The organism is Rhizobium sp. S152 (genome assembly GCF_030380735.1).
Lineage (GTDB): Bacteria > Pseudomonadota > Alphaproteobacteria > Rhizobiales > Rhizobiaceae > Rhizobium.
Map to the genome: position 1 here is coordinate 17931 of NZ_JAUDRZ010000010.1, position 12627 is coordinate 30557.

At 61.7% G+C, this 12627-nt stretch carries 16 protein-coding genes; 6 read left to right on the forward strand and 10 right to left on the reverse strand.

What is annotated here, in order from left to right; all coding sequences use genetic code 11:
- The first annotated feature begins 79 nt into the window (after positions 1-79).
- Positions 80-667 (forward strand): DUF1214 domain-containing protein, encoded by a 588-nt coding sequence (locus tag QTL95_RS14345; protein WP_037180500.1) that lies wholly within the window; start codon positions 80-82, stop codon positions 665-667.
- Complete coding sequence (locus tag QTL95_RS14350) at positions 660-1214, forward strand: DUF1254 domain-containing protein (protein ID WP_289720638.1); 555 nt, start codon at positions 660-662, stop codon at positions 1212-1214. The genes QTL95_RS14345 and QTL95_RS14350 overlap by 8 nt, the downstream gene beginning before the upstream one ends.
- 33 nt (positions 1215-1247) lie before the next feature.
- Here the strand turns inward: QTL95_RS14350 and QTL95_RS14355 are convergent, their stop codons facing one another.
- Positions 1248-1418, reverse strand: coding sequence for a hypothetical protein (locus QTL95_RS14355; protein WP_289720639.1), 171 nt, complete (start codon positions 1416-1418; stop codon positions 1248-1250).
- 520 nt (positions 1419-1938) lie between these two features.
- On the opposite strand from QTL95_RS14355, the gene QTL95_RS14360 reads away from it, so the two are divergent.
- Together QTL95_RS14360 and QTL95_RS14365 are read left to right on the forward strand one after the other, a co-directional pair.
- The gene (locus tag QTL95_RS14360) at positions 1939-2145 is read left to right on the forward strand and encodes a hypothetical protein (RefSeq protein ID WP_289720640.1); all 207 of its coding nucleotides are present in this window, start codon (positions 1939-1941) and stop codon (positions 2143-2145) included.
- Positions 2146-2903: 758 nt separating this feature from the next.
- Positions 2904-4151: a DUF2336 domain-containing protein gene (locus QTL95_RS14365; protein WP_442981297.1), complete on the forward strand. Its 1248-nt coding sequence runs from the start codon at positions 2904-2906 to the stop codon at positions 4149-4151.
- A 101-nt stretch (positions 4152-4252) separates the two neighbouring features.
- Here QTL95_RS14365 and QTL95_RS14370 read toward each other — a convergent pair whose 3' ends face one another.
- The 3 genes from QTL95_RS14370 to QTL95_RS14380 form a co-directional block, all read right to left on the reverse strand.
- Positions 4253-4618, reverse strand: coding sequence for a DUF1491 family protein (locus QTL95_RS14370; protein WP_289720642.1), 366 nt, complete (start codon positions 4616-4618; stop codon positions 4253-4255).
- A gap of 109 nt (positions 4619-4727) precedes the next feature.
- Positions 4728-5696, reverse strand: a complete 969-nt coding sequence (locus tag QTL95_RS14375) for a peptidoglycan-binding domain-containing protein (RefSeq protein WP_289720643.1) — start codon at positions 5694-5696, stop codon at positions 4728-4730.
- Complete coding sequence (locus tag QTL95_RS14380; protein WP_289720644.1) at positions 5668-7200, reverse strand: sensor histidine kinase; 1533 nt, start codon at positions 7198-7200, stop codon at positions 5668-5670. The genes QTL95_RS14375 and QTL95_RS14380 overlap by 29 nt, the downstream gene beginning before the upstream one ends.
- Positions 7201-7661: 461 nt before the next feature.
- Here QTL95_RS14380 and QTL95_RS14385 point away from each other — a divergent pair, with 461 nt between their 5' ends.
- Positions 7662-8186: a DUF5330 domain-containing protein gene (locus QTL95_RS14385; RefSeq protein ID WP_289720645.1), complete on the forward strand. Its 525-nt coding sequence runs from the start codon at positions 7662-7664 to the stop codon at positions 8184-8186.
- Between the two features lie 209 nt (positions 8187-8395).
- Entirely contained in the window at positions 8396-8818 is a 423-nt protein-coding gene (locus QTL95_RS14390) for a SufE family protein (protein WP_289720646.1), read from the forward strand.
- Between the two features lie 81 nt (positions 8819-8899).
- On the opposite strand, the gene QTL95_RS14395 is transcribed toward QTL95_RS14390, so the two are convergent.
- The 6 genes from QTL95_RS14395 to QTL95_RS14420 all read right to left on the reverse strand — a co-directional run bounded on the left by QTL95_RS14395 (position 8900) and on the right by QTL95_RS14420 (position 12447).
- Positions 8900-9427, reverse strand: a complete 528-nt coding sequence (locus QTL95_RS14395) for a hypothetical protein (protein ID WP_289720647.1) — start codon at positions 9425-9427, stop codon at positions 8900-8902.
- A complete protein-coding gene (locus tag QTL95_RS14400) occupies positions 9427-9870 on the reverse strand; it encodes a helix-turn-helix domain-containing protein (RefSeq protein WP_289720648.1) in 444 nt (147 codons plus the stop codon). Before QTL95_RS14400 ends, QTL95_RS14395 begins: the two co-directional genes overlap by 1 nt.
- Positions 9863-10285: a hypothetical protein gene (locus QTL95_RS14405; RefSeq protein ID WP_289720649.1), complete on the reverse strand. Its 423-nt coding sequence runs from the start codon at positions 10283-10285 to the stop codon at positions 9863-9865. Before QTL95_RS14405 ends, QTL95_RS14400 begins: the two co-directional genes overlap by 8 nt.
- A gap of 230 nt (positions 10286-10515) precedes the next feature.
- Entirely contained in the window at positions 10516-11367 is an 852-nt protein-coding gene (locus tag QTL95_RS14410) for a DUF6456 domain-containing protein (RefSeq protein ID WP_289720650.1), read from the reverse strand.
- Positions 11360-11803, reverse strand: a complete 444-nt coding sequence (locus QTL95_RS14415; protein WP_289720651.1) for a helix-turn-helix domain-containing protein — start codon at positions 11801-11803, stop codon at positions 11360-11362. Before QTL95_RS14415 ends, QTL95_RS14410 begins: the two co-directional genes overlap by 8 nt.
- Positions 11804-12015: 212 nt before the next feature.
- A complete protein-coding gene (locus tag QTL95_RS14420; RefSeq protein ID WP_037180520.1) occupies positions 12016-12447 on the reverse strand; it encodes a MucR family transcriptional regulator in 432 nt (143 codons plus the stop codon).
- Positions 12448-12627: the final 180 nt, after the last annotated feature.

Genomic DNA, 12627 nt, shown 5'->3' on the forward strand with positions numbered 1-12627 from the left:
GCCTTTTCCCCGCCCGGCATTCCGCCAAACCAGAATCAGTGGTAACCCTTTCAACTGATTTGGGTATCAAGGGCGACCGGTGTTTCGATTTCCTCTCTTCATCGCAATGACGCTGATCATTGCCTTCGGCGGCGGGATCATGATTTCGCTTTACGCGCTGGATGCGACGCAGGGCTTCGGCGCGATCAAGCTCGGCGCCTGGGAAGCCTATCCGGAGCTGCAGACGGAGAAGGCCGATCCTTACGCGAAATCGCACCGGGCGCGCGCCGGGCGGCTGCTCTACGGCAATGCCGAGGGGCTGATGTTCACCGCCAAGGTGGACGACGCGGGCGAGCGGCTCAATGCCGGCTGCAGCTACCGCATTTCCGGCCAGACGCCGCCCGCGCGAATCTGGACGCTGTTCACCTCCGACAACAGCGGCAACCCGGCGTCGCTGCGATCAGGCCTGCCGGGCGCGATGAACTCCTGGACGGTGCTGCGCCAACCCGACAGCGGCTTCACCATCGACATTTCCGCCAATCCGCACCCCGGCAACTGGCTGGCGACACCGGCGGCCGGAACATACCAGCTGGTGCTCACCCTTTTCGACACGCCGACGGCGGGCAGCTCCGGCGTCATCGACCTCGCCATGCCGAAACTCCAGAAGACCGGATGCGGCAATGCTTAGGGTCCTGTTCGCCCTTCTCGCGGGATTGTTCGGCGCGGCGCTGCTGCATCTCGTCATCATCCTGTCGTTGCCGCACTTCACCGGCAAGGACGCCGCCACGCGGGTGGCGATGGAAGGCGATTTCTACAAGTTCTACCTGCTCGGCGCGACCGATGATTCCGCTGGACTTTCCAACGACGACCCCTATGTGCGCACCGCCGTCTGCTCCTTCGACGTCGAGGAGCATCCGGTGCGGCTGACGGCCAGGGGCAACGTGCCCTTCTGGTCGGTGGCACTGTTCGACGATGCCTCGAACGAGGTCTTCAGCATGAACGACCGAACCTCGGTCGGCGGCGCGCTCGACATCCTGGTCGGCACGCCGATCCAGTTGACGGAGCTGCGCAAGGCGCTGCCGCCTGCACTGCAGAAAACGATCCTGGTGGAAACGCAGCGCTCGGAAGGCTATGCGGTGCTGAGGACCCTTGCGCCCCAGCCGAGCTTCAACAAGGCTGCCAACGACTTCCTGGCGCAAGCCGGATGTGACGAATTCTCCGAGGATTCGAATTAACGACCTCGTTCAAGCCGGAGACGCCGCCCCGGCCTACTTGGTCTTGGCGCGGCGCGAGCCGTGCGCCGAGGGGCGCTTCGGGCTGTCGGTCAGGCGCTCGTAGCGCACGCCCGTGAACAGCAGGATCTGCGCCTCGACCGGCTCTCTGTCCTTGCGGCTTGGCGTCTGGGACAGACGGTCAGCCAATGCGATGACTATTGCCATGCTCGTCTCCAATGCACTGCCCGAGACGGATGAACTGCGAGATCTCACCCTGCCCGCCTGTGCGGGCCAGCGCGTCCGTCAGGCCATGGGCCCTGGGCATCCGCGCCTTTCTCACGGCACCTTTGAGATACACCGTGATGTGGAAGCTTAACGATCGAATCCGTCGATCGCGCCGTTTCATTCCGAATTGAGACAGATGACGGTTAACAGATTACTAATTTAATGCCTGCTATTTCACAGCTTTCGCGACGCTTATTAAACGCGCTGGCCCGTCGATTGGTTTCAAATTCTCACGCCTGGATTCGCGCGGCAACGGCAAAATAAAGTTAGCATTAATTCATATACTTAGCGGCGCGGCCGCGCGGAAACCTGCCGACAAACCCGCTGTTGCAAATTTACGTCACGAAAATATTAATTGCGCCCGCCCACAGCTAGTCTAATGTGCCTTCATCGGCCAAGGGTTTCAGGCGGTGGCCGATTGAGAGCTCGACTGCTCTTGCCATGGCAAGGAGCACTTAACATGACGTTATTCATCGGTTCTGCATTTCAACTCGAAGATCTGGATGTCCTGCGCAACGCGCTCGATGCGTGGTGCCAGGAAAAGCGGGTCGATATTTCAAGCAGCCAGGCGCACCTCGCGGCTTCGGCAGCACTCGACCTCTATCAATCCGGCCACAACGACGCCGGCAAACTGCTGACCGCCCTTCGCGATCACAAGGCGCTCTAGCGTTCAAAGCCGACAACCATCTGTTTCCGCAGCAAAAGCCCACGCGCGACGTCATCCTCGGCCATCGTGCCGAGGATCTAAGCACGCCTCCACGAGTGCAACGGTGCGGATGCCCGGTACGGCGCCAAGTGTCCACTGCCGTCGCCCGAGAGGCAGCGTCGGCAGATGCTCGGCACGAAGACCGAGCATGACGTCGAGAAGGGAGCGGCCGGCAGTGCAAAGCATTGGACCATATCCAACAACCTTCTGTTTCCGCAGCATAAACCCACGCTGGACGTCATCCTCGGCCGCCGTGCCGAGGATCTAAGCACGCCTCCACGAGTGCAACGGTGTGGATGCCCGGCACGGCGCCAAGTGTCCACTGCCGTCGCCCGAGAGGCAGCGTCGGCAGATGCTCGGCACGAGGCCGAGCATGACGTCGAGGGTGGAGTGGCCGCGGTGCCAGACAGGAGGCATCATCCCCCAACCGTTTGTTTCTGAACCGAAAACCCAACGCTCGGCGCCATCCTCGGCCGTTGTGCCGAGGATCTAAGCACGCCTCCGAGATTGAAACGGTGCGGATGTCCAGGGCGTCCCCATCGCTCCCCCACGTCTGTGGACGACTGTCGCCTTTTGGCGCAGTCGACCCTCCATCTTCAGCAAGCATTAACCCTGCTGGTGTAGGATTTGTTCACTAACCGTATGAGGTAGAGGGCGTCTCCCGAACGCGTCCAGATCTGCGGCATCCCTTTGTTATTGCGTTTTCAGGGTGTGTTCTTGTGCGTGACCGGTTCAGAGACCTAGAGACCCCATCCGCCGGCCGGAGGAAGGACGTGGTTCTCATGGCGACCGTCAGCAGCTTCGAGGGATTGCAGCCGCCGACACGATCCGAGCTCAGGCAGTTCGCCGAACTCTTCACGCCCCTCTTCCAGGCGTCGTCCGACGAAGCCAAGCGGCAAGCCGTCGCGGCACTTTCGCAGTGCCCGCAGATCCCGCCCGCCGTGGCGCTGTTCGTCGGCTGCCAGCCGATCGAGATCGCCGCCCCCTTCCTGATCGCCTCCCCCGCCATCGACGACGACACGCTGATCGCGATTGCCCGCATCCAGGGCACCGCCCATATGCGCGCCATCGTCAGCCGCGAAACGCTGTCGCCACGGGTGATCGACGCGCTGGTCGGGCTGCGGCAGGCCGAGCAGCGGCTTGCAGCGCCTGTTGTCGCCGCCGAGACGGTTGCGCCGCATGCCCTTGATATCGAGACGCGGACGCTCGGCGCCGAGATGGTGACGCCTGTGTCACCCGCGAAAACCGAGACGACGACCGTCGCTGCTACCAAGGTCGCCACCGCGCCTGTTGCCGAACCGGTGAAGGCGCTTGTCGTCGAGACGGCGGCCGTGGTTGCGCCTTTTGCCGAGAGCCAGATTGCGGTCGAGCCCGCGGGCCCTGTTGCCGTGGTTACCAACACCGCCGAAGATGCCGCCGAGCCGACGATCGAGGATATCGAGGCGGAGCAGCGCCGCGCGAGTGAACAGGAAATGCGCGAGAAGATCCGCGACCTCGCCCGCCATGTTGCCCGTGACGACGCCGACCGGCTGGGTCTGAGAACGCTGAGCAGCATCGAATCGGCGCTTCTGGTGCGCTTTGCCCGCAGCCGCGAGGCGGCCCTCTTCGCCAAGGCGCTCTCGAATGCGCTGGCTACCAGCCGCTGGCTTGCCGAGCGCGTCATGCTCGACCTCTCGGGCCACCAGCTCGCCACGACACTCGTCAGCCTCGGCATGGATTTTTCCGACGCCGTCTTCGTGCTCGAACGTCTCTACCCGCATCTTGCCGAAGCGCAGCACAGCGTGACGCGCGCCTGGATACTGCTCGACCAGCTCGACCAGGAAGAGTGCAACGAGCGCGTCGAGGCATGGCGGCGCGCCGACAGCTATACCTATTCGACCGAGGAAGCCGCACCGCCGGCGACGCATCGCAACGCCCGCCAGATCCCGCCCGCCCGCGACATCAAGGTCGTGGGACGGGCTCGGTAGCTGGCGACATCAACGACGCCAGCCAAGCCACCGCGAGGCGCATCAGCGCTGCCGGCGGCATCGGTGCAGCCTCAGCCGACAATCGCTATCCGATGTCCGGTCTATGCCCTGTCGAGCGGGTTCCGTCTCTCGTCCGGCATCGGCACGATGCCGTCGATATCATCCGCCTCGAGTTCGATGATCCAGAGATCGGGATCGAACTTTCGCTCGCGGTCGAGCATGTCGCTGACCTTGGCAGCGTCCTCGCGCGTCAGGCGCAGCTCGAACAGCCGGTCGCCGCTATCCTCTTCGTCGAACATGCTTTGCGGCGCCGGGCCGAAGAGGTTCTGCGTACCGTCGCGGAACTGCTGGCGGATGAAGATCGCCCCGGCCTCCTCCGACCCCTTCTTCTCGACGGCGGCGAAATCGCCCCGGGCGAAGACGCGGCGAAGCAGGGCGGAGACGAAGATATCGGAGCGCAATCTCATGATGGCGGTATAAACCGGGGCGGCGGCGGCGGCAACGCTGCCGTGTCGTCAGTAGGCGATGTAGATGTCGCCCGTCCGGTGCTGCCGTGGCCGAAGCGAAAGACGGCGCTCAGAGCGCGCCGATTTCCTTGAGCTTCTTCAGCACGGCATCGCTCGGCTCGCCGTCCTCGGGCAGGCTGTAATGCTTCTGGAAATGGCGGATCGCGGTGCGGGTCGCCTCGCCGGCGACGCCGTCGACGCCGACATTGGAATAGGCCATGTTGCTCAACCCCTTCTGGATCTTCAGAACGAGATCGACGCTTGAGAGCTTGGCGGATTGGAGCTGAGCGGATTGAGCCTGTGTTGCCTTGGCGGGTTGGGCCTTGGCGGGCTGAGCGGGTACCGTCCTGACAGGCTTTTCCGCGGCGCGGATAGCCGCGGCGACCGGGTCCTCGGCGGCGGCCTTTGAGGTTACATCCTCGCGCGGGCGTTCGGTTGGGATGGTCGAAGGGCCGGCGGAACCGGTCCGCAGGGCGGCCAGCACCTCGGGCGTCGCATCGCCCTTCTGCGGCATTCCGACAGTTTCTTCGAAGAACAGGATCGCGGCGCTGGTGCGCGGGCCGATGACGCCATCCGGCGCACCGTTATAGAGGCCGCGGCGGATCAGCTCCTGCTGGATGTCCATGACCATCTGGTTCGGCTGCTGGCCGCCGGGGGCTGCCGGCGGCATACCGCTGGTGGTCTGCGTTTCATCGGCTTCATCCTGGCGCTCGATCTTGAAGGTCGTGACCTGCGTCGCCGGCAATTCCATGGCGGGACGACTGCCGAGCGAGTTCGGAAACAGCGGATCGCGGGTGCGGAAGAAGGGATGCGGATGGGTGCCGGGCTGGTACCAGAGCGCGTTGGCGGCAATGAAGCTGAAGATGATGAGGAAGGCCGCGGCACCGCCCGAAATCGACGGATTGCGGCCGATCACGCCGCCGAGCGCGGCTGCGCCCTGCAGGCCGAGACCGCCCGCCATCGTTGCCCCCGTGAGAAGCAGGCCCGGCTTCTGCCGACCCCTTTTTCCCTTAGGCGATTTTCGCTTGCTCGCGGCCATCGAAAAGCCCCTCTTCCAAGATGCCGGCCGGAACCGGCGCAGTCTTCAGTCGTGGCGGAAACTCGACCAGATCGGTGCTGACGTCGCCGGCTTCGGCGATGCCGGAGCCGTCCGCCGCGATCGAGATGGTGATGATGGTGCCTGAGCCCGGCGTGCTGGCGATGGCGAAATCGCCGCCGTGCAGCGCGACCAGACCCTTGACCAGCGACAGGCCGAGACCGGTTCCCTCGAACCTACGGCTATATTCGTTGTGGATCTGCACGAAAGGCTGGCCGAGCAAGGTGAGCTTTTCGGCCGGGATGCCAATGCCGGTGTCGCTGACCGACAGCGTCAGGATGCCGCCGCGCATGGAGGCGTCGATCGAGATCGCGCCGCCGGCGTCGGTGAACTTGACGGCATTGCCGACGAGATTGATGAGGATCTGCTGGATGGCGCGCTGGTCGGCGACCACTTCGTCGAGCCCGCGCTGGACGCGGCTGGTCAGCGATACGCCCTTGGTCCTCGCCTGCAGCGCCAGCATCGCCTCGCAGGAGCGGACGGCAGCGCCGATCTCGAAAGGTTCAGGGCATAGCTCGTAGCGGCCGGCCTCGATCTTGCTCATGTCGAGCATGGTGTTGACGACCGACAGGAGATGCGCACCGGACTCGCGGACGAGCGTGACGTATTCGCGCTGGCGATCGTTTTCGAACTTGCCGAAATATTCGCCGATCAGGATGTCGGAAAAGCCGAGAATGGCGTTGAGCGGCGTGCGCAGCTCGTGGCTGACGGCGGCGAGGAAGCTCGACTTCGCATCGTTGGCGGAGGCGGCATCGGCGGCGCGGGCTTCGGCCTCGGCGCGCAGATGCTGCTCGACCGAGATGTCGCGCAACTGGGCGACGATGCTGAGAAGCACGCCGTCTGCATCGGCGCGGGCGGTGAGGTCGGCGCGCAGATGCATGAACTGGCGGTTGTCGATCGAGACCGAGGGACGCTCGACGCGCAGGTCGACCGACGCAATCTCTTCTCCCTGGCGCAGGCGGTCGATCGCCTGCAGGAAGGTGATGCGGTCGGAGACGTGGATCTGCTCGATGAAGCCCTTGCCCGTGGGGTCGCGCATGAAGGCGAGGTAGTCGCGCTTGTCACGACCGCCGATCGCGGTGACGGCGCCTTGCGGATCCATGAAGAAGACGAGGCCGGCGCAGGACTCCATGAAGAAATCCTCGGCCGGCTGGCCGGCGACATTGCCCGCGACCACGCTCTGGCGCGACAGCGCGATGCTGCCGACGGCCGAAAACAGGAAGGCGGCGCAGACGGTGGCGACACCGACGGGAAGCGCCACGGCGGGACTGGCAACGAAGGAGAGAGCGGCGGGCGCGACGAAGAGCGCCGCGGACGAAATCAGCGTAAGCCGGCGCATGATCATGAGCTCACGCTGCCTGACCGCCGCACCGCCCCCGGTCCGGGAGAGCCAGCTTGCCGCCGCCCGGTCGATGAGGGCCGTTGCCCGATCCGCGATTTTACTCATTACACGCACGCAATACCCGCCCAAAAAAGGCTCTTGTTACAGGCCGGAGAATAGGCCCCGGGCGCTTAAGGAAAGGATAAGGCAAAAGCCCTCTGCACATCCCAAAAGGGCAAAAGATCCCGTTTTGGGGCACCTTGGCGCTCCTTTGTTTTTTACGGTTAACAGGGGGTAAGCAGCGGAATTCGCTCACATTTCGGAAAAACGTTAAGACTTGTGGCAGCTTGCACGCGCGGTTTGCCTGCAATTACAGGCGGTGGCCCGAGACATGCTTAACGGGAGTGGCTACAATTTGAGTGAAATGCGGCGAAAGCGGTTTCGATTAAAATTTGAACTAAATTTGCCGCAAATGCCACCGAGTTTCGAAAACCGGCATTCGCAAGTTCTCGCTAGGGTGAAAGCACACCGGAGAACCGGACCGATTCGGCAACAAGACCGAACGGTAAAACAGGATGGGCAAGACGATGTGGTTTCTGATCAAAGGATCGTTCTGGTTTGGCCTTGTACTCGTGGTCTTGTCGTTCTTCAGCGGCGAGAGCGCGACGCAGGGTGACAACCAATCCAAATTGCAGTTCGGCGACGTGTTCGTCGCGGCGACAGGCGCCTATGACTACCTGACCGGCATGTGCGGCGAGAAGCCGGAAGTGTGCCTGAAGGGCGGCGAGACGATGTCGGCGCTCGGACACCGGGCGCTAGCCGGCGCCCGCGTCGCCTATGAACTGCTCGACAGCCAGTTCGGCGACGGCACCGCCGCCAAGCCCGCCGTGGCAACGACGGCGCCGCAGGCCACCATTCCCGGCCGCGTTGCGCTGGCTCCGGCACAGGTTCCGAGCCAGGCGATCACCCAGGAGCGGACGACCGCGCTGAACCAGCCGATGCCGTACCGCCCGCCGGTCTATGACGACGAGGCAGACGCGTCTTCCGACGTCGTGACAACGGGCACGATCTCCCGCGCCGTTCCGCTGCCGACCCCGCGCCCGGCCACCTGACGAATTCCGCGGGATCTTCCCGCAACCAAGCTTGCACTGCCGGCGTGCCTTATGGCGGCGCCCTGTGCCTAACGTGCCTGCCCTGTTTAAATTCCAGCATTTTGCTGCGCCGCGAGGATGCCCATCCTTCGCGGCGTCTCTTTTTTTAATGGTTCAAATCTGGCGGCCCATCCCCTATATGAACGGGAGAACACGAAAGGCTGCCGCGCATGACGTCCCTCGACCAGATCATCGACGATTTCTCCTTCCTTGACGATTGGGAAGACCGCTATCGTTATGTGATTGAACTCGGCAAGGCGCTGCCGGATCTGCCGGAGGAGAAGAAGACCACCGCCAACAAGGTGATGGGCTGTGCCAGCCAGGTCTGGCTGGTGACACATGTTTCCGACGACAGCGACAATCCCGTATTGACCTTCGAGGGCGACAGCGACGCGCATATCGTGCGCGGCCTCGTCGCCATCGTGCTCGCCACCTATTCCGGCAAGACCGCGTCCGAGATCGCCGCCCTCGACGCCTTCGAGGTGTTCTCGAAGGTCGGGCTGGTCGAGAATCTTTCGGCGCAGCGTTCCAACGGGCTGCGCTCGATGGTCAACCGCATCCGCGAGGAAGCGCGGATACGGACGGCCGCCTGACCAACGCGCATCACGATCCCAGCTCCGGTCGATATCCCGCCGCGCTGATGCGTTCGCTTTCAGCGACAGTCGCAGCCAGCGCTAGTTAGTATCCTCGTCCATTGCCTTAGCGAGTTTCTTTCGAGACTTTTTCTTCGTCTTGCGCGGAAGATCTTCTCTATGGATCGGCAAAGGCGGCAGGCGCGTATTGGCGGCCCAATCAAGATTCGCGAATACCCCGCGGAAATAAGGATAGCAAGCGAATACACCCACTCGCCCCAAGAAAGCCTTTACCGCCGTCTCATCGCATGGCTCCGAAATTGCGTAGGTGACCGTGTATGTTGCTTCACAGCGCAAGAGCCGCTCATCATCGTGCTTCGCACTGACTTCAAAGTTGATGACGCAGCCTGCAAATCCCTCGTCATGATCATAATGACTGACCTCGGGCGTTATGACATATCCAAGATCTACTTCGTCCTGCTTTTGATGGTAATCAGGAGACACATCGAACTCCAGCTTCACCAGTTGGATTGAGCCCAGCTCAGCGACGGCAACAACCTTATTATAGTCTTCAAGCCGTTGCTCTTTCAGCTTTTCAGCATCAGCAGCCGCTTTCTGTGCTTTAGTCATCACGCAGCTTCCATCGCACGCCGACCATTCGAATTCGCGACCCTACGGGTTTCTCGATTCCAAGTCGTCCGACTCTCACATCGACGTTGGCAAGCAAACCATCTCGTCGTGTCTTCAACGCTGAGCTCTTCGACAACAGCTACCTCGACCACCTTACCAAGCCACGTAACGTCCGCTTCATCAGCGCCCTCGGTGATCGGGCAATACTTGTTCTTCAACCCAACAGCAAGAAGTGCCCGCGCTGCGAGCTTGATCGTGGGATTTGCCTCCGGCGAAAACAGTTGACTCACACGAGCACGCGTTACGCCCAGTGCGGCAGCAAGCGCTGCTTTGTTCATGTCACGCTCTTTCATCGCATCGATCAGGGCAAACTGAAAATCAATCAGCGCATCCTCTTCGGCATAGACTTGCTCGCGGGTCAGCTCGTTGATATCCTTAGCCATTGATAATCCTCACATATTCGTCGGCAGCCTTTTGAAGTTTTTGAGGATCTGCCTTATCCTTTTTCTTTTTGGGATCGCACGCCGTGCCCCGGTAACATCGCTTACCCTTGAGCTCGCCAACGACACCATAGATTCTGAACTGGTAGGCTTTGAACTCGTAGATCATTACGGAAATTCCGCCTGAGCTACGACGATCTTGCTTCTTGAACATGGTGTCGTCCAAATGCTGAGGCCCCATCGCTGCGTATCGTTGGAAATATCGAGAAATTGTTCGATATTCCCTGAAACTTGTCTGGTCGTTGCGTTTCTGAAGCGCCTCATATTCGTCTTTGGCTTCACCAAACAGCCACACAACAGCATAATCGCCGCTTCCCACAAGAAGACCGTCGTCACTTTTCCTGTCAGATGGTTTCATAGGCGGGCTTCGGTTCATGCAACACGAAAATAGTTAAGTTATACCTAAACAGGAATCAAGCGACCCTGGAGAATATATGGAATAATATGCTAGCGAGCTCCATCGAAAACAACTAAAAATTGAACACTTCACAAACCTTTAAACAGTTAGCGACGTACTCGACGCTTATAGAGCTCACCGCGCAATTTTCGACTGAACTAGGACCAAGTTATATAATAATCGACCATAACTCACAGCTCCGGCCGGTAGCCTTCCACACCCCAATGCTCCATGCGCGGTCGATGCTGGTGGCGGGGCGGATCGTAGTGGCGCGAGAGCGCCATCAGCGCGGTGCGCAGCATCAGTTTCGCCGAGCGTACCGGCCATTGCCGCTCGCGCTCCACGGTTTCCAGCCCCTTCATGAAGCAGCAGACGTCGAGCGCCACGCCCGACAGTTCCGGCCCCATGGCCTCGACGGCGCGGTTGACGGCGATGCGGGCGGCCACCGCGCCGTCGTTCAGATCGGCCATGCCGCCGCGCAGGCCGGAGCCACGGCTGGCGAGGCGTGGTTCCCACGAGGCGGTGACGCGCGGCTGGAGCTGGCCGCGGGTGAAATCGGCGAGCAGCCGCTCGCCGGCGGCAAGCGCCTGTTCCGGCAGGAAGCGGCTGCCGTCCTTCTCCTTGAGACGCCCGAGGCTGGCGAGCGGCGAGGCCTCGCTGTTGACGCGGGCGCGTTGGCGCGTGCTGTCGATCTCGACCATGGCATCCGCGATGGCGCCATGCTGGTGGAGAAAGGCTTCGTCGCGATCGGCGGCGGCGCGGCGGAGGTAGGAGCGCACGGCCGACGTCGCTTGGAGGATGCCTTCGGTGCGACTGGCAAGGCCGCGCGCGACGGCCGTTTCGACCAGCGCCGTGGGGACCACGAGCTCGGTGCCATCGTCGAGACGCAGCGCGCATAGCGATGGTTCGCGCGGTTCCGGACGGCAGGCGCCGCGAAGGACTTCACGGCACGGGCCGCGAAGGATGAAACGGAGCAACCGCTCCACCGACTTCCCCTCGCCCGTCGTCTTCTTCCCCTTTGCCTTGCGCACTGCCTTACTCATGGCCGGGCACCCCACCGGACCGGAAGATGGAATTAACGGTGCGCTCGACGGCGGAGACGAAGTCGTCGAAAGCGGGATCGTCGCGTCGATCCTCCACGACGTGGCAAGCGTGGCCCACCGTGGAGCGGTCGCGGCCAAAGGCCTGACCGATGTCCTGCATGTGGATCTGCAGCGCGACGTGGCAGACATACATCGAAATCTGCCGGATATGGCAAAGCGTGCGCCTGCGGTCGCGCCGGACCTGGATACGGTCCGAGGTCAGCATGACCATCTCCGTGATGATCTGGGTGCAAATGCGGCAAACGGCGCGAGCGGGCAGGCTGGCCGGCGGGGCAATAACACCGCGGACATCAGCTTGATTGCTCTCGATCGACAGAGGGGCGGAAAGGTATTGGGGCGCGGCGGCGCCGGGCAAAGGATTATGTTGAATAGGCATATGAACACTCCCGTTATAGGAATTATTTCATACACCTTACACAGCTGCGGGGATGGATAAAAGCGAGCTTGCGCAACTTCGTGTTGTTTTAGCTGCGATATTTCTTTAAGCGGCAGAAAATTATGGGATTATTTTCCTCTTTCATTCCTCTCGAAAAAACACAAAAGCCGGGCTCTCACCCGGCTTTTCACGAGATATCGCTTTGGAGCGTATCAGCCGCGTCCGCGCTTGCGGCGCTGGCCGAGGCCCATTTCCTTGGCGAGGCGCGAGCGTGCTTCGGCATAGGCGGGGGCGACCATCGGGTAATCGACCGGGAGATCCCACTTCTCGCGGTATTCTTCCGGCGAGAGGCTGTGGTGGGTCATCAGGTGGCGCTTGAGCGACTTGAAGTTGCCGCCGCACTCCAGGCAGGTGATCTGCTCGTCCTGGACGGATTTACGAACCGATACAGCCGGCTTCTGCTTTTCGACGACGGCCGTTGCCGACGCCGGGACCGATGTGTTGCTCAGAGCCGAATGCACGTCCGAAATAAGGTTTGCGAGATCGCTGACTGGCACCACATGATTGCTAACATATGCGGCAACAATATCCGCGGTAAGCTCCACCAGCAATTCCGGCCCGCTACCGGCTGCAGTATCCGTCATAGTATGTTTCTCCTGTTTGCATGCTCAAATGGCCTTGGACTTCTCAGCCAAGGCCGCCATCGTAGAGCCAACAGCAAAAAACGCGGGTTACTGCCACCTGTTTCGAAAAACTGAAATCCACCCCTAGATTCCCGCAGCCGAAACCCGAACTTAATACTGCCCGATTCCGAATTAGTACGT